Raw genomic sequence first — 15,840 nt, 5'->3', positions numbered from 1 at the left:
GCTATTTCTCCTTTTAAAAATATAATTTTGTTTAGATTCCAAAAAACTTGAAACCTTAAACCTGAAACAAAATATCTCTATTCGTCCGGTTCGTTCATGATTTTTTCACGATACTTTTTACCAATCAGTAAAACTAATTTTAGTTTGTAATCGTCAACCAGCCATTCACGGTAGTTTTTACTACATTGGCTTAAGCATTTTGCATAACGTTTGATACGGCATTCTATATCATCATCAAGTTCTTTACCTAATGATTTTGCTTCTTGTAAAGTTTCTGTATTATCAACACACATCGCAGCATGCTGCTCCAATGATTTATCCAATACAACTTTGGATCGTAAATTTTGTTTGATGATTAATTTATGTTCTTCATCAACATCAAAAGTAACATCGGCTGTTTTGCTGAATTTAGCACGTAATTCCGGTGGCATGCTGTATTTGAAATACAATTCGATCTCTGTGTCATCACGTAGGTTTTCTAAATAAAACTCTGGTGATTTAAAAATGTGTTGCCAATTTACCGGCTCACTCCATAGACCAAAACGAGCAGCATTATTACCAAGATCAATCACTGTAAATTCATCTTTTCCAGGTAATTTACGAGATCCGCGACCAATCATCTGATAGTATAAAGTTAATGATTTTGTTGCTCTGTTTAGGATAATCGTTTCAACTGTTGGCTCATCAAAACCAGTTGTCAAAATCCCTACAGAAGTTAAAATCGCATCTGGAGTCTTTTTGAACCACTGCAAGATGTCTTTACGCTCTTCAGAACTACTCGTGTTATCAAGGTGTCTGATATCATAACCTGCTTCTCTAAAAGTTTCATACACGTATAACGAAGTATGAATACCATTATTAAAAATTAGGGTCTTTTTACCTAACGAACGTTCGGTATAAGCATGCAGTAATTTTTCCTGCATGATGGTATTTGTATATAAATCATCTGATGATTTTACAGTATAATCACCATTGATACCAACTTTAAGTGACGTTAATCCAACATCATAACTATAAGTAGTTGCACGCGCCAGAAATCCTTTGTCAATCAATGAACTAATAGTGTCACCCACAATAAGTTCATTGTAACTCTGGTGCATTGGTAATTTTATGTTTGAACTCAAAGGTGTTGCAGTTACTCCAAGAATAAAAGCATTTTTGAATGAGTTTAATAGTTTTCGGAATGAGTTGTAATGCGCCTCATCAATAATAACCAAACCAATGTTATCTAAATGTAACTTCTCGTCGTTGATACGGTTTTTCAATGTCTCGACCATCGCCACGAAACATGAAAAATCGTTTTGATCCGGTAACTCTTTTACTTTACTATTAATAATTTTATTAGAAACACCAAACCCTTTTAGCATTTTTGAAGTTTGCTTACAAAGTTCGATACGGTGTGTTAGAACAACCACTTTTTTATCATTATTAGCTAAATAACGACGAACGATTTCGGAAAAAATCACTGTTTTTCCACCACCAGTAGGTAATTGATATAATAAATGATGTTTCGAAGGAGCATTATCTAAACGTTCAAAAATGGCATCGATATCGCCTTTCTGATATGCATAAAGTTCTTTTTTCTCTTCTCTTTCTATTTCTAAAGTGTTTTGAGACATTGTTTATTTTTGGATTTTTGCAAAAATACACCGAAAAAACAGTTTTTCACTTTATTTTAACCTAAAATAAATGTTTTTTTTAAATAAGATTTTTTATGAGAACTACTCTTATTAATCAATTTTCTCTAAAATTGCCTCAAAATCATACTTATTTTTCCATTTTTGTTGAAGAGTTTCTTGTTCAATGGCAATAATTCTATCTTTAAAATCAGGCAAAATTCCGTTGGAAATTGAAAAATTCACAGCTTGTTCAAATGAATTCAGGATGCTTTTGTAAAACAATTCCTGCTTCACCGGATTTTGTGACGAATACGTTTGCGCAATCTCTATATTGTAAAGCATGATATCTGCCACAACAAAAGGATCTACTCCTAATAGCATAAAATGTTTGATGTATTTCTGCGCTACCGAACGACGGAGTTTTGCTTTAGGGCGTCTCTTGGCTCCAGCTTTTTTAATTGGAAAATATTCGTGCGAAATTTTCACCTTACATTCCTGTAGCAATTTATCTTCTTTTGGATTAAAAGCAAAATCATAATACACTTTAACAGGATTAAACTTTTCATACAATTCGATAATTTGCTCTTCGAGCTGCTCTTTGTTTAATTCAGCAAGGTATTTTTTTAAATCACGTTTACTCATTGTCAAAGTTTAAGGTTACAAAAGTAAATTACTTTCCTGATTCATACCGCAAAAACCAACGATAATACTTAATTTTGCTTGTATTAAACTCAAAAAATAGAATATGCTCAAGATTTTCAAAGTTACTGCAATTTTAGAGGGAATCTCTTATTTAGTATTGTTTACCAATATGCTTTTCATCAAAACCAATAATCCTGAACTTTATCATACCCTGTTACGTCCATTAGGAATGACTCATGGCGTTTTATTTATCGGATATGTGCTGTTGGCATTTTTACTTAAAAAACCACAAAATTGGGATTTAAAAACCTTTGCAATTATACAGATAGCTTCTCTTATTCCGTTTGGAACTTTTTATGTAGAAAAAAAATACCTGGAGAATAATGCCTAGACTTTTGGATAAAATATTTAATTTTTTATACCCTATTTTTAGAGATTGGGGCATGAGCCGCAATATGGCTTCTTATGTCAGCCTGATCTTTAATATCGCCATCATGGTGATACTGGCTTATGCTATTTATTATTTGGCAAAATTTGTTTTGGTTACACTGACTGCTGTTTTCGCTCAGCGTACCAAAACAAAATTTGATGATTATTTGATTCACAATAAAACAACCAAATACACAGCATACCTAATTCCGTTTTTCTTTATTTACAAGGCAGTTCCAATTATTCTGGATAAGTACGAATACTGGGAGTCAGTTTTTGGAAAAATCGTTGGTGTTTATATTGTTTTGCTTGGATTGTGGATTACCAGAACCATTTTTAATGCCTTACGCGATTATTTAAAACAAAAACCAGAATACAGCGATAAACCTATTGATAGCTTCGTTCAGGTTATTATGATCGTGCTCTGGATTTTTGGAGTTGCCATTATTATCTCAAAGTTATTTGGAATCAAGCAAGGCGAATTACTGACTATCTTAGGAACACTTTCGGCTATTATCATCTTGATTTTCAGGGATACTATTCTTGGATTTGTTTCGAGTGTTCAGGTAGCTATAAACGATATGGTTCGCATTGGTGACTGGATTACGATGGATAAGTTTGGTGCGGATGGAGATGTTATCGAGATTAACCTGACGACTGTTAAGGTCCGAAATTTTGACAATACGATTACCACAATACCAACCTATGCTTTGAGTTCTGATTCTTTTCAAAACTGGCGCGGTATGCAGAAGTCAGATGGACGACGTATTAAAAGACATATTTTGATCAAAAGCAGCAGTATTCGTTTTCTGAATGATGAGGATTTAAATCAGATGAAAAAAGTTCAATTGATTGCTTCTTATATTGAAACCAGACAATCCGAAATCGATAAATACAATGATTTACGTGGTGTCGATAAAACCTTAGCACTTAATGGACGTAATATGACTAACTTAGGATTGTTTCGAAAATACATCATGCAGTATTTGATAACACATCCGGGTTTAAACAAAGACATGCACATGATGTGCCGTCAGTTGCAATCGAGTGCAAATGGAGTTCCTTTAGAGATTTATGCTTTCTCGAGCGATAAACGCTGGGCCAACTACGAATATATTATGGCTGATATTTTTGACCATGTTATGGCTTCTGTAGAATATTTCGACCTTGAGATATTCGAATTGCCTTCGAAAATTGGGCATTTAGATTAGTTTTTAGTCGCAGTTTTCAGTCACAGTATTCAGTCGCAGTTTTCAGTTTTATACTGAGACTGAAAACTGCGACTGAAGTTTATTTCTTAACTTTTTCAAAAACAAACCCTGATTCGTTATATTCTATGGGTACTTCAGGTACAAAAAGAGGAAGATTCATATAGGTACCAATTATCCCTTTCCCTAAAATAAATTTGTTTTCTTTTTTCAGTAAAGCCAACGGAATTCTTCTCCAGCCACCTCCATTGGAAATAAAATGAAAGTCACCTCTTAAAGTATCACCTTTAATGTTTCCTCTTACATCTCCGGAATCCTTACCAATTTTATGGTATAAAATTTCATAACGACCATAAAATCTCTTGTCGTTTATATGGATATCTAAGACCGCTGTATCACCTTTGTGAACCGCACGATAAACGGCATGATTGTAAATTTCTTTGTTTTCTTTTGAATTACAGGACAGTAGAAAAACAAACGATAAAGTAACGAGTATATTTTTTTTAGTCATTTTAGAAGGTTTATGCTGTATAAGATATAAAAGAACTATAGACGGTCTTTTACGAATTCAATTTGAGTTTTCCCGTGAGCTTTAGGTTTACCGTCTTCATCGAGATTGACCATTGTAGTCTTGTCTATGGTAATGATGATTTCTCGGGTCATCATGTTGCGTACTGCACATTTTAGAATTAATGAAGTATTTCCAAATTTTACAACATCTATTCCAATTTCAACAATATCCCCTTGTCGGGCAGAACTTTTAAAATCAATTTCCGACATGTACTTGGTTACGACTCTGGTGTTTTCTAATTGAATAATCGTATACAGTGCCAACTCTTCATCGATCCAGGCGAGTAACTTTCCGCCAAATAATGTTCCGTTTGGATTTAAATCTTCGGGTTTGACCCATTTTCTGGTATGAAATCGCATAATATTTAGTTTGAATAAAAAATTTTGTATCAGAATTTTTTCTAAATTTAAAGAAAAAACATGGAAGCGAGAGACACTTTTTTAAAAGAATTCAGAGGCGAAACTTTAGGAACAATAAGTGCTCAATCTTCAGCAGACGAGTTGTTTCAAAATCAAACCATTAGACCTGTTTTAAAACTTCAGAATGATTTGTTTATTGCGGTTTTCATCAACTATGTCAATAAAAATAAGGCTGATTTCTATTCTTATACGGTCGAAAAGAAACTTCAGGTTATCGAAAATTCCATTCAAAAGGACATTAAGTTTCGAAATTCTCTGAAAGGAATTGTAATTGCTCTCTTTACAATTGAAGAATATGAAACATATATTCAAAACTCTTCAAGCTTAAACAAAAGAATGATGAATTTATTGATCGATCGATTGAAAAGTCAGGTACAGTTGTTTGAACTGGAGTCGAATTCGAAATAAATACTTTAAATGACCATAGAAAAATCCGAAATAAAGTCCAAAAATATTTTGTTCAAAAGGTCGAAAAAATAAAAAAGACTAACTGGTTACAATAACCTGTTAGTCTTTTTACAATGCACCTGTTAGATGCGACTCTCAAAAAAATGTTTTATACACAGATAAAACAAAATCATATAAACAATGATTCTAAAATATAGAATCATTGTTATTTTTATTCCTCAGACAACATTAATTCTTTAATGTATTTCACAGGAGCACTTCCAAAACTTAAGAATTTCTCATGAAACTTTTTCAGATTAAACTTATCTCCTTCTTTCTTTTTAAGTTCCTCTCTTAAATTGTAGATTTCTGTATATCCTGTAAAATAAGAGCACAGCTGTACTTGCGATAAAGTAACACGTTTCCATTTTCCATCTGCCTCAGCCTGTTGCTGGAAAGCTTCTTTGGTTAACAAATCCAAAGCTGCTTCTTTAGACATATTTTTAGTATGAACACTAATATCTAAAATAGTATTGCAAGTTGCTCTTAAATTCCATTTGTAATACATCAACCACATTTCATCAGAATTTTTATAACCGCTTTCCAACATCATTTTCTCCGCGTAAACAGCCCAGCCCTCTATCATTGCACCATTTCCTAAAATAGATTTAATGATACTTGGCGACTGGTTACTGTATACCAATTGGGTGTAATGCCCCGGAACAGCTTCATGAATGTTTAAAATCTGTAAAATATAATCATTGTACTCGCGTAAGTAGCTTTCTGCGTTTTCAGCTGTCCAGCCCGCCATACTTCCTACATTATAATAGGTATTGGCATTTTTATCATAAGGGCCCGGAGCCGAAATCGAAGCTCCCGCAACTCCAGCCATATAAGCAGGTTCTTTGCGAACTACCAGCGGTTTTGAAGGGTCAATATACAATAAATCTTTTGCTTTTACATAAGCCGTTAGTTCCGGAATTTGTTTTTCAATTTCAGATTGGAATTTCTCCGGTGTAGTGTGCTGCAAAGAGATTTTATCAATTACCTGTTTGATTAAATCCAGTTTATCTGCAGGTTTTGGCTCATTTCCTTTGTATTCTTTCCAAAGTTTATCCGCCAGAACAAACATTTTTTCATGTAAGTCTTTTTTATGATCTACTGCAATTTTAAAAATCTCCTCTGCTGTATAGCTCGATTGGATATCAAAATTGAATTTTTTAGCGTACAATTCCGATCCAAGTCTAAAAGAACGAGGTGTTTTATTCGGTAATTTTTTCAACCAATCCACGTAGTCAGCAATTGCTTTTTTAGCAACTATACCTTTGTTCAGCATTTCTTTTTTCTCAACAGAGCTTAGCTTACTTTTTTCTAAAGCTGCAGCCAAATCCACGTCAAAAACAGTAGAACCTCCAAGGTTTTGTGCTATAGCAAGTTCTGTATGTTCTACAGTTGGATTTTTAATATTCTTTTTTGCTGCTTCATAATAAGCCGGAACATTATTCATTTTAGCATTGAAAGCACGCAAACGAATTTCCGGAGTATCGTATTTACCGTTTAGAATTTCTGCAAATGCTCCGCAGACATTATATTCAGAAGGATTCCACTGAGATGATTTTAGTTCTTTTACACTAAAAATAGTAGCCTCCAATTGATTTTTAATCATCTGAAAATCGGTCTTATTATTATCAGACAAATCTTCAGGATTAAATTGTTTTAAAGAATTTAATTGTGCATTAGCGAAATCAAGTTGTCTTTTTTCCTCAGATGCATCCGGAACAACCAAAATGCTGTCTAGTTTGTGATAACCAACCCCCGAAGCCCAGCCTGGGTTAATCTTCCATAAATCAGTAACAAAGCGATCCTTGTAGGTGTCGAATTTTGTATCTAACTCTTTATCTCCGTTAGACTTGCCACTTTTATTACAGGAAAAAAGTACCGTAATTGCAAAAAATGAAACAAACAGTTTTTTCATAAGTTATTTTTTTTATGGTTTAAAGATAAAAAAAATGTTCTTTATGCAAAACAATTTACTATTTGTAATTAATATTTCAATAATTCTAACAAAACACCTTCAAAACGATTCCTAGGTAAAAATTGATCTTCGAGGGCCTTCGTAAACGGAATCGGTGAATCTAAACTGGCTACCCTTTTTACAGGACCATCCAGATATTCAAAACATTCTTCCATAATTAAAGCCGAAATATCGCTGGCAATACCACCAAACAAAGTATCTTCCTGATAAATAATCACTTTTCCTGTCTTTTTAACCGAATTAAAAATAGTTTCGGTATCCAAAGGCTGTAATGTTCTAAGATCAATTAAATCAGCCTTTATATCAGGATTTTTACTCAACGTTTCCAACGCCCAATGCACCGTAGCACCAAAAGCGATAATAGTAACGGACTCTCCTTCTTTTAACAAGGCCGCTTTCCCTAACGGAATGGTATAATATCCTGCAGGAACATCCTGATATATACTTCGGTACAATTGTTTGTGCTCGAAAAACAAAACCGGATTTGGGTCATTTATTGAGGTATTCAATAACCCTTTTGCGTCATACGGAAAAGCCGGATAAACGACTTTTAAACCAGGTGTTTTAGTAAACCACGCTTCATTAGTCTGCGAATGAAAAGGTCCAGCCTGAGTTCCGCCTCCGCATGGCATACGTACGACAACATCGGCTTTTTCACCCCAACGGTAATGAGATTTGGCTAGTAAGTTAACGATTGGATTAAAACCTGTAGAAACAAAATCGGCAAACTGCATTTCTACAATAGCTTTGAAACCGTTAATCGATAACCCCATCGCTGCAGATACTACTGCGCTCTCGCAAATTGGTGTATTCCGGACGCGTTCTTTTCCAAACGCCTTTACAAAACCATCAGTAATTTTAAAAGCTCCACCATATTCTGCAATATCCTGGCCCATTAGAACCAAATTTTCATGCCGCTCCATAGATTGCTTTAAGCTACTGCTTATCGCATCAATGAATCGAATATTCTCTACTTCTGAATCTGCTTTAACTTCTTCATAGGTATAGGGTTTATAAACATCATTTAATTCATCACTATAGGTAGGAACGATTTCTGGCTCTGCATTGGCAATTGCCCAATTCTCATCAATTTCCTGTTTAATAGTACTGTGTAACTGTTCATCTAATTCGGGAGTAAGCACGCCTGTCTCAACTAAATATTTTTTATAGTTCACTACTGGGTCTTTGGCAGCCCATTCGTCCATTAATTCCTGCGGAACATATTTTGTACCACTCGCCTCTTCGTGACCACGCATTCTAAAGGTTTTAAACTCCAACAAAACAGGATGCGGATCTTTCTGCATCTCCTCTTTCAATTGCGCCAGCTTATTATAGATTTCCAGTATATTATTTCCATCAATAATATAACTATCAATACCATAACCTATACCTTTATCTGCCAGATTCTCACAAAAATATTGCTCGTTTGTTGGTGTCGACAATCCGTAACCGTTATTTTCGATGACAAACATTACAGGTAGTTTCCAAACAGCAGCTATATTCAAAGCCTCATGAAAATCACCTTCGCTAGTAGCGCCTTCACCTGTAAAAACAGCTGTTATTTTATTATCTTTTTGAAGTTTATGTGCGAGAGCAATTCCGTCTGCGATCCCCAATTGCGGACCCAAATGCGAAATCATTCCTATAATATTGTATTCCTGAGTACCAAAGTGAAAACTGCGATCTCTTCCTTTTGTAAAACCATTTGCTTTTCCTTGCCATTGCGAGAATAAACGGTGTAACGGAATGTTTCTGCTGGTAAAAACACCTAAATTTCGATGCATTGGCAACACATGCTCTGAGTCATCTAAAACAGAGGTAACTCCTACTGCGATTGCCTCCTGCCCGATTCCCGAGAACCATTTAGAAACTTTTCCCTGACGAATTAGAATCAGCATCTTTTCTTCGATGAGTCGCGGTTTTAGGATTTTTTTATATAAGTCTAATAATTGAGTATCAGTTAGGTCTTGTCTGTAAAAGATCATTAGCGGTTAGTTTTTAGTATTTCAAATATAGAAAAATATAACAATTTTATAGCTTTTTGTTAGAAAATTTTAATTTTAGTATAACTTTTAAAATTCAATTCTAAAATATTCTCTACCTTTGTTATTGAAAGGTCTTAGAACGCCTTTTATCTTTAAATAAAAATGTAAAGTATGCAAAACATTCCTAGTGTAGACTTACGTGATTTCCTTTCGGACGACCCGAAACGTAAACAAAAATTTGTAAATGAAATCGGCAGTGCATTTGAAAACATTGGCTTCGTAGCCCTAAAAGGTCATTTCTTAGACGACCAGTTAGTAGACGAGCTTTATAGCGAAATTAGAAAATTTTTCGCTTTGCCAATAGAAACTAAGCATAATTATGAAATTCCCGGTATTGGCGGACAAAGAGGTTATGTATCTTTTGGAAAAGAACATGCTAAAGGACGCAAAGAGGGAGATTTAAAAGAATTCTGGCACTTTGGCCAGTACGTAGATGCTTCTTCTAAGTATGCAACGGAGTACCCTGAAAATGTAAATGTTACCGAATTACCTCGTTTTAATGTTGTAGGTAAAGAGGCGTATCAAATGCTTGAAAAAACAGGGGTTTATGTATTAAGAGCCCTGGCTTTACATTTGGGTTTAGATGAGTTTTATTTTGACCAGTATGCCAAAGAAGGAAACTCTATTTTAAGACCTATTCATTACCCACCTATTACTTCTGAGCCGGAAAATGCGATTCGCGCAGCTGCTCACGGAGACATCAACCTTATCACATTATTGATGGGTGCTCAGGGTAAAGGTCTACAGGTACAAAATCATGATGGCGAATGGATTGATGCTATCGCAGAAGACGATCAGTTGGTGATTAATGTTGGAGATATGTTGTCGAGACATACAAACAATAAATTAAAATCGACGATTCATCAGGTAGTTAATCCGCCAAGAGAATTATGGGGAACTTCACGTTATTCTATCCCGTTTTTCATGCACCCGGTAAGCGATATGAAACTGGATTGTCTAGAAAACTGTATTGATGACGAGAATCCTAAGAAATTCGAAGATATTACAGCGGGAGATTATTTATACGAACGCTTGGTAGATTTAGGTTTAATTAAAAAATAAACATAAATTAAATTCCAATCTTTAAATTCCAAATTCCAAACTCATAATTGGAATTTGGAATTTAATTTTTACATACTATATTTATTGGAATTTATTTTAAGCATAAAAAACCATGGACTTACAAGATCAATTAAAAAATTTGTTTCCGGATCATGTCGAATCCAACGAACCTGAAGAAATTCAGGAACAAGACCATGTTCTTTTTATTCAAAAAGAACCAATGATCTGCAAATTCGAAAAACGAAAAGGAAAAGCCACCACCATAATCGAAGGCTACGAAGGATCAGATGAAGATTTTAAAGTTTTGGCCAAAGAAATTAAAACCAAACTTAGCGTTGGCGGAACTTTTAAAGACTCGGCTATAATCATTCAGGGTGATTATCGCGACAAAATAATGGAAATCCTTAAAGCTAAAGGATTCAAAACGAAAAGAGTCGGCGGGTGATGATTTTAGATTTCTGATTTATAGAATATAGAATATAGAATATAGAATATAGATTATAGAATATAGATTATAGAATATAGATTATAGAATATAGATTATAGAATACAGATTATAGAATTTTAAAAAACCTCAGAACCTTAGGGCCTTTGCTCCTTTGCTCCTTTACACCTTAGAAAAAAAAAACTTAGAACCTTAAAAAAAAAAATGATACAAAATTCAGAATTAATACTTAATCCGGACGGGAGTGTTTACCATTTAAACCTTCGTCCTGAACATATAGCACACGATATTATTTTCGTAGGAGATCAAAACAGAGTAGAAAAAATCACTCAGTTTTTTGATTCTATTGAATATTCAACACAAAAAAGAGAATTTAAAACCCAAACCGGGATTTACAAAGGAAAAAGAATCTCTGTAATGTCAACCGGAATTGGTCCTGACAATATTGATATCGTGATAAACGAACTTGATGCTTTGGTAAACATCGATTTTGAAACACGCCAGCCAAAAGAAAATCTGACTTCTTTGAATATTATACGAATTGGAACTTCAGGTTCTTTACAAACTGATATTCCGGTAGACAGTTTTGTGATGTCTAAATTTGGATTGGGACTAGACAATATGCTTCGCTCTTATTTAATTGATGACGTTTCGAATGCTGATATCGAAGAAGCTTTTATCAAGCATACGAACTGGGATGCTAGAAAAGGAAAGCCCTATGCAATTGCTTGTTCTGAAAAACTGGAGAAAATTATCGAATCGGATCAAATGTTTAAAGGAATCACTGCTACAGCCGGAGGTTTCTACGGACCACAAGGACGTGTTTTACGTTTGAACATCCAGGATGAGGAATTAAACAGTAAAATGGATAATTTTAATTTTGATGAGCAGAGAATTACCAATTTAGAAATGGAAACTGCTGCTATCTACGGACTCTCAGCTCTTTTAGGCCATAATGCCTTATCGTTAAATGCGATTATTGCCAATCGTGCTTCAGGAACTTTCAGTGAGGATCCTTATAAAGCGGTAGATGCACTTATTGCTTATACTTTAGATAAACTGGCAGGAAACTAATTCAATAACTTAGTCCATTCGGAAATTTAAACACTTCATGGAAAACGCTATTTTAAAATTTGAACGATTACTAAATGAGAATACTGCTTATTTCCCTTCTCTTGAAAACGAAGTTTTAGAAGCAAAAATCCCGGGAAAATGGTCTAAAAAAGAAGTTATTGGGCATTTGGTTGATTCCGGAATTCATAATCTGGTTCGGTTTACAGAAATTAATTACTTAGAAAAACCTTACCGTCACAGACCCTACAACCAAATGGATTTGGTAAATCTAAATCAGTATCAGACAATGGACATTAATGATCTGACACAGCTTTGGCTTTCTATCAACCGGCAAATCATAAGAATTATGAAAACGGTTGATGAAAAAGCTTTAGATTACCCAATCATTTTAAGTGATGAATCTGTAATTGATTTAAAATTCTTAATGACCGATTATGTAGAACATTTAGAACACCATATTCACCAGATAAGATCCTAGCTTATGTTTTTAAGAGTTGCCCGACATACCGATAATATTGAAAAAATGGTTGATTTTTATGTCAATGTCCTTGGCTTTGAAGTTTTGGGCAACTTTCAGAATCATAAAAATTACGATGGTGTTTTTCTTGGAATGCTCGGATTGGACTGGCATTTTGAATTTACACAATCTAAAACAAAAGCAAATCATACCTTTGATGAAGATGATGTTATTGTGCTTTACCCGCAATCAATTATAGATTACAATGAATTGATAGACAGAATTGAACACCACAACATCTCAATCTTAACTGCAACCAATCCTTTTTGGAATGAGAATGGTAAAATGTTCTTAGATCCTGATGGTTATCGTATTGTACTATCGCCGTTGAAAGCAGTGATCAGTGAAATCAACTAGTTCAATAAAAAAAATACAAATTAAATAATGGCAGAAACGCATAAAAAAATCCTGTTCAAATATTACAGTACCTATCTCGAAGAAATAGTTTCAGAAACCATGTGGGCCGAAATTATAGATTTAGAAAAAGGATATTTCAAACTGGATAATATTCCCTTTTTTGGGCCTTTAATTGCAACTGATGATACTTTTAGAGCAGAATATGATGAAAATGAAAAGTGTTTTATTCACAAAGAAACAATAGAACATTCAGGAAACTCAATCGTTCAGGTTCTGATTTTAGATAAAGAATTTGATAAAGAAATCATACGTGAAAAATTAAAAGCTTTAAACTGCTTGTCAGAAGCATTAAACGAAACCTTTCTTGCAGTTGAAATTGTAAAAAGTATCGATTATTCAATGGTAAAAATTATATTATCAGAATATGAATCCAATGCCATAATAGAATTTGCTGAGCCTTGCCTCTCTGAGAAACACAGAACTGATTTGTTGAAAAATTAATTCCCCAAATAAACTTAAATTACGCATACCAAACTTAAACTTATACCAGAATGAAAACTGTAAAAATTGTAGGTGTTCCTGAGCACTTCAATTTACCATGGCAACTTTGCATCGAAAATGGTGAATTTGAAGCTGAAAATATCGATTTACAATGGAAAGATATTCCGGAAGGTACCGGCAAAATGTGTCAGATGCTTCGTAATGATGAAGCTGACATTGCTGTTATCTTAACAGAAGGAATTATAAAAGATATTGTAGCAGGAAACCCCAGCAAAATAGTTCAGATCTACGTACAATCTCCTTTAATTTGGGGAATTCACGTCGCTGCAAAATCAAATTTTGAAACGGTAAAAGACCTTAAAGGTAAAAAAGCGGCCATTTCGAGACTAGGTTCAGGATCGCAGCTGATGGCATATGTAAATGCGCATGAACACGGCTGGGAAACCGATAATTTACAGTTTGAAATTATAAATACCATTGACGGAGCCGTTGAAGCTTTGACCAACGAAACTGCTGATTATTTTATGTGGGAACGTTTTATGACGAAACCACTGGTGGATAAAGGTGTTTTCAGAAGAGTTGGCGACTGCCCCACTCCATGGCCATCCTTTGTAATAACAGTTAGAGACGAATTTTTGAAAAAGAATCCGAAAATTGTCGAAAAAATACTGGAGATCATTAATAAAACGACTCAGGATTTTGCTGAGATTCCAAATATTGATAAAACCTTATCGGAACTTTTCAATCAAAAACCAGAAGACATTCAGGAATGGTTAAAACTAACACAGTGGTCTCAGAAGCAACTAACTGAGAAAGCTTTTATTAAAATTCAAAATCAGTTATTTGATCTCGGAATTATTGATAAAAAAAGTACTTTTGTTGAAACCGTAAAAGCGCTGTAAAAACTGCTTTTGATTCTTATGATAAATTTTCCTAAAATTGACTTTCCGCAATTAAAATCCAAATTACAGGTGAAATCACCTTGGGATAGGATTATAATTATGCTATTGAGTCTTTTGATTACGATTCCAATTTTTATCATATTACATCAGAATCTGATCGATTTAGAGTGGAAATTCAATTTAGATCGCGTTTTTATCTTTTTATTTGTTTTTGCTGTGGTTTTCTTTCTTTTAATGTTACTCAGAACTATCATTATACTGTGCATAGCCCTGTATTTATTGGTTTTGTTTTACGGAACCGTTATAGGAAATTATGGTTTTAGCGAAATCTCTGAAGATTATAATTCGATGATTTATACCATGTCTGACAATCCATTTCCTCAGGATATCATCGTGGCTAAACTGCTGCCTTTTCCCAACAAATCAAAAATCATCAATGCGATAGAATATCAGAATCCAAAAGTTCGGAATTTTGCAATAATGGCTACCACTAAACATTTCAAAGGTTTAAAAGGATATTCAGATTACAGAACTATTATTCAGTGCTTTGCTGTGTTTAAGGAAATCAACAGTCGCTGGAATTATGTCAATGACCCTAAAGAAGGTGATTATATTGCAACAGCTAGTGAGTCATTAGAGTATTTTTCCGGTGACTGTGACGATCATTCTATTTTGATGGCAGCTGCCATTCGATCTATTGGCGGAACTCCGAGATTAATACATACCAAAGGACATATTTACCCTGAGATCCTTATTGGTTCAGCCATCGACTTAGAAAAAGTAAACTACCTGATCAAAAATGTTCTTTTTGTTAAGGAAAGTTATGGTAAAAAAATTCATTACCATATGGATGAGCGTGGTCAGGTTTGGATGAATCTGGATTATACCGCCAAATACCCCGGCGGGCCGTTTATGTATGAAGAAATTCTGGGAGCTTTGACACTAAACTAATTGTCCTAAACTCGTCAAAATCATAAATCACTCATACACTGAGACTTTTCGCTAACCGTAATGTTTATTGGATTTTAGCTTACAATGAGATACTTGAAGTCTCAAATTTTATAAATATTTGATTTTTAGATTTTTAATTAAAATAAATTTTGTAATTTTCTGTAGTTTAACATCTAATCACAAAATCATGAAAAAATCTAAATTACTTATCTTCGGAATTGCATTATTAACAGTGCTAATGGTTTCTTGTCATAAAAGTCGAAATAAATTGGTAAACTCCTGGAAAATTACTGCTGTAGATCCTAAAACGCCGCTCTCAGATTCTCTGAAAAATGTAATTATAACTCAAGGTACACTAACATTTACTGAGGACGGGCACGTGACCGGATTTCTTACACAAGAAATTAATGATGGTACTTATGCTTTGACAAAAGGTGGAAAGAATTTAGTAATTAAAGATGAAACCGGTACTCCTTATCCTTGTGAAAGTACTATTACAGAAGAGCAACTGATTCTGGACAGTAAAGAAATGAAAATTACCCTCAAAAAAATATAATGTTTTATACCTTAAAACAACGAAACCACTCTTTTTAAACCGAAAAGAGTGGTTTTTATTTTGCTTAACTTTTGTGAATTAGCATTTTAAACCTAATTTTAATACATGCTAACAAATGAA

General features: G+C 34.0%; 18 protein-coding genes. 12 read left to right on the top strand and 6 right to left on the bottom strand.

Annotation, left to right across the window (positions count from 1 at the left end; genetic code table 11):
- Window positions 1–77: 77 nt before the first annotated feature.
- Window positions 78–1,619: a DEAD/DEAH box helicase gene (locus tag OGZ34_RS15230; RefSeq protein ID WP_173967875.1), complete on the bottom strand. Its 1,542-nt coding sequence runs from the start codon at window positions 1,617–1,619 to the stop codon at window positions 78–80.
- Window positions 1,620–1,730: 111 nt separating this feature from the next.
- Window positions 1,731–2,261, bottom strand: coding sequence for a DUF6155 family protein (locus OGZ34_RS15225; RefSeq protein WP_173967874.1), 531 nt, complete (start codon window positions 2,259–2,261; stop codon window positions 1,731–1,733).
- A 103-nt stretch (window positions 2,262–2,364) separates the two neighbouring features.
- Between OGZ34_RS15225 and OGZ34_RS15220 the strand changes: the two genes are divergently transcribed.
- Together OGZ34_RS15220 and OGZ34_RS15215 are read left to right on the top strand one after the other, a co-directional pair.
- A complete protein-coding gene (locus OGZ34_RS15220) occupies window positions 2,365–2,652 on the top strand; it encodes a DUF3817 domain-containing protein (protein WP_173967873.1) in 288 nt (95 codons plus the stop codon).
- Window positions 2,645–3,901, top strand: coding sequence for a mechanosensitive ion channel family protein (locus OGZ34_RS15215; protein WP_173967872.1), 1,257 nt, complete (start codon window positions 2,645–2,647; stop codon window positions 3,899–3,901). Before OGZ34_RS15220 ends, OGZ34_RS15215 begins: the two co-directional genes overlap by 8 nt.
- A 79-nt stretch (window positions 3,902–3,980) precedes the next feature.
- On the opposite strand, the gene OGZ34_RS15210 is transcribed toward OGZ34_RS15215, so the two are convergent.
- Both OGZ34_RS15210 and OGZ34_RS15205 read right to left on the bottom strand, forming a co-directional pair.
- Window positions 3,981–4,409, bottom strand: coding sequence for a hypothetical protein (locus OGZ34_RS15210; RefSeq protein WP_263360765.1), 429 nt, complete (start codon window positions 4,407–4,409; stop codon window positions 3,981–3,983).
- Window positions 4,410–4,444: 35 nt separating this feature from the next.
- Complete coding sequence (locus tag OGZ34_RS15205) at window positions 4,445–4,828, bottom strand: acyl-CoA thioesterase (RefSeq protein ID WP_263360764.1); 384 nt, start codon at window positions 4,826–4,828, stop codon at window positions 4,445–4,447.
- A 60-nt stretch (window positions 4,829–4,888) separates the two neighbouring features.
- Here OGZ34_RS15205 and OGZ34_RS15200 point away from each other — a divergent pair, with 60 nt between their 5' ends.
- Complete coding sequence (locus OGZ34_RS15200) at window positions 4,889–5,296, top strand: glyoxalase (protein WP_263360763.1); 408 nt, start codon at window positions 4,889–4,891, stop codon at window positions 5,294–5,296.
- Between the two features lie 211 nt (window positions 5,297–5,507).
- Here OGZ34_RS15200 and OGZ34_RS15195 read toward each other — a convergent pair whose 3' ends face one another.
- Both OGZ34_RS15195 and OGZ34_RS15190 read right to left on the bottom strand, forming a co-directional pair.
- Window positions 5,508–7,250: a DUF885 domain-containing protein gene (locus tag OGZ34_RS15195; RefSeq protein WP_263360762.1), complete on the bottom strand. Its 1,743-nt coding sequence runs from the start codon at window positions 7,248–7,250 to the stop codon at window positions 5,508–5,510.
- 68 nt (window positions 7,251–7,318) lie between these two features.
- The gene (locus OGZ34_RS15190) at window positions 7,319–9,295 is read right to left on the bottom strand and encodes an alpha-ketoacid dehydrogenase subunit alpha/beta (protein WP_263360761.1); all 1,977 of its coding nucleotides are present in this window, start codon (window positions 9,293–9,295) and stop codon (window positions 7,319–7,321) included.
- Window positions 9,296–9,466: 171 nt separating this feature from the next.
- Between OGZ34_RS15190 and OGZ34_RS15185 the strand changes: the two genes are divergently transcribed.
- The 9 genes from OGZ34_RS15185 to OGZ34_RS15145 all read left to right on the top strand — a co-directional run bounded on the left by OGZ34_RS15185 (window position 9,467) and on the right by OGZ34_RS15145 (window position 15,720).
- Window positions 9,467–10,417, top strand: a complete 951-nt coding sequence (locus OGZ34_RS15185) for an isopenicillin N synthase family dioxygenase (RefSeq protein ID WP_173967865.1) — start codon at window positions 9,467–9,469, stop codon at window positions 10,415–10,417.
- 112 nt (window positions 10,418–10,529) lie between these two features.
- Window positions 10,530–10,862 carry a translation initiation factor gene (locus OGZ34_RS15180; protein ID WP_173967864.1) on the top strand — a complete coding sequence of 111 codons (333 nt, stop codon included), beginning with the start codon at window positions 10,530–10,532 and terminating at the stop codon, window positions 10,860–10,862.
- Window positions 10,863–11,066: 204 nt separating this feature from the next.
- A complete protein-coding gene (locus tag OGZ34_RS15175; RefSeq protein ID WP_263360760.1) occupies window positions 11,067–11,936 on the top strand; it encodes a nucleoside phosphorylase in 870 nt (289 codons plus the stop codon).
- Window positions 11,937–11,973: 37 nt separating this feature from the next.
- A complete protein-coding gene (locus OGZ34_RS15170; protein ID WP_263360759.1) occupies window positions 11,974–12,414 on the top strand; it encodes a DinB family protein in 441 nt (146 codons plus the stop codon).
- Window positions 12,415–12,417: 3 nt separating this feature from the next.
- The gene (locus tag OGZ34_RS15165; protein ID WP_263360758.1) at window positions 12,418–12,810 is read left to right on the top strand and encodes a VOC family protein; all 393 of its coding nucleotides are present in this window, start codon (window positions 12,418–12,420) and stop codon (window positions 12,808–12,810) included.
- Window positions 12,811–12,837: 27 nt separating this feature from the next.
- A complete protein-coding gene (locus tag OGZ34_RS15160; protein WP_173967860.1) occupies window positions 12,838–13,311 on the top strand; it encodes a DUF4265 domain-containing protein in 474 nt (157 codons plus the stop codon).
- 50 nt (window positions 13,312–13,361) lie between these two features.
- Entirely contained in the window at window positions 13,362–14,213 is an 852-nt protein-coding gene (locus OGZ34_RS15155; protein WP_263360757.1) for a substrate-binding domain-containing protein, read from the top strand.
- A gap of 18 nt (window positions 14,214–14,231) precedes the next feature.
- Window positions 14,232–15,164: a transglutaminase gene (locus OGZ34_RS15150; protein ID WP_263360756.1), complete on the top strand. Its 933-nt coding sequence runs from the start codon at window positions 14,232–14,234 to the stop codon at window positions 15,162–15,164.
- A gap of 187 nt (window positions 15,165–15,351) precedes the next feature.
- On the top strand, window positions 15,352–15,720 hold the full coding sequence (locus OGZ34_RS15145) for a hypothetical protein (protein ID WP_173967857.1): 369 nt from the start codon (window positions 15,352–15,354) through the stop codon (window positions 15,718–15,720).
- The last annotated feature ends 120 nt before the right edge of the window (window positions 15,721–15,840 follow it).

Source organism: Flavobacterium collinsii, assembly GCF_946903285.1.
GTDB classification, from domain to species: Bacteria; Bacteroidota; Bacteroidia; order Flavobacteriales; family Flavobacteriaceae; genus Flavobacterium; species Flavobacterium collinsii.
The sequence above is the reverse complement of the archived record's forward strand: the minus strand, read 5'-3'. Positions and strand labels throughout refer to the sequence as shown.

What these genes read in the sequence shown, in the direction of transcription:
- OGZ34_RS15150 (WP_263360756.1), top strand. Translation starts at nt 14,232, where the DNA reads ATGATAAATTTTCCTAAAATTGACTTTCCGCAATTAAAATCCAAATTA.
- OGZ34_RS15165 (WP_263360758.1), top strand. Translation starts at nt 12,418, where the DNA reads ATGTTTTTAAGAGTTGCCCGACATACCGATAATATTGAAAAAATGGTT.
- OGZ34_RS15200 (WP_263360763.1), top strand. Translation starts at nt 4,889, where the DNA reads ATGGAAGCGAGAGACACTTTTTTAAAAGAATTCAGAGGCGAAACTTTA.
- OGZ34_RS15190 (WP_263360761.1), bottom strand. Translation starts at nt 9,295, where the DNA reads ATGATCTTTTACAGACAAGACCTAACTGATACTCAATTATTAGACTTA.
- OGZ34_RS15145 (WP_173967857.1), top strand. Translation starts at nt 15,352, where the DNA reads ATGAAAAAATCTAAATTACTTATCTTCGGAATTGCATTATTAACAGTG.
- OGZ34_RS15185 (WP_173967865.1), top strand. Translation starts at nt 9,467, where the DNA reads ATGCAAAACATTCCTAGTGTAGACTTACGTGATTTCCTTTCGGACGAC.
- OGZ34_RS15205 (WP_263360764.1), bottom strand. Translation starts at nt 4,828, where the DNA reads ATGCGATTTCATACCAGAAAATGGGTCAAACCCGAAGATTTAAATCCA.
- OGZ34_RS15170 (WP_263360759.1), top strand. Translation starts at nt 11,974, where the DNA reads ATGGAAAACGCTATTTTAAAATTTGAACGATTACTAAATGAGAATACT.
- OGZ34_RS15155 (WP_263360757.1), top strand. Translation starts at nt 13,362, where the DNA reads ATGAAAACTGTAAAAATTGTAGGTGTTCCTGAGCACTTCAATTTACCA.
- OGZ34_RS15175 (WP_263360760.1), top strand. Translation starts at nt 11,067, where the DNA reads ATGATACAAAATTCAGAATTAATACTTAATCCGGACGGGAGTGTTTAC.
- OGZ34_RS15220 (WP_173967873.1), top strand. Translation starts at nt 2,365, where the DNA reads ATGCTCAAGATTTTCAAAGTTACTGCAATTTTAGAGGGAATCTCTTAT.
- OGZ34_RS15160 (WP_173967860.1), top strand. Translation starts at nt 12,838, where the DNA reads ATGGCAGAAACGCATAAAAAAATCCTGTTCAAATATTACAGTACCTAT.
- OGZ34_RS15225 (WP_173967874.1), bottom strand. Translation starts at nt 2,261, where the DNA reads ATGAGTAAACGTGATTTAAAAAAATACCTTGCTGAATTAAACAAAGAG.
- OGZ34_RS15180 (WP_173967864.1), top strand. Translation starts at nt 10,530, where the DNA reads ATGGACTTACAAGATCAATTAAAAAATTTGTTTCCGGATCATGTCGAA.
- OGZ34_RS15195 (WP_263360762.1), bottom strand. Translation starts at nt 7,250, where the DNA reads ATGAAAAAACTGTTTGTTTCATTTTTTGCAATTACGGTACTTTTTTCC.
- OGZ34_RS15210 (WP_263360765.1), bottom strand. Translation starts at nt 4,409, where the DNA reads ATGACTAAAAAAAATATACTCGTTACTTTATCGTTTGTTTTTCTACTG.
- OGZ34_RS15230 (WP_173967875.1), bottom strand. Translation starts at nt 1,619, where the DNA reads ATGTCTCAAAACACTTTAGAAATAGAAAGAGAAGAGAAAAAAGAACTT.
- OGZ34_RS15215 (WP_173967872.1), top strand. Translation starts at nt 2,645, where the DNA reads ATGCCTAGACTTTTGGATAAAATATTTAATTTTTTATACCCTATTTTT.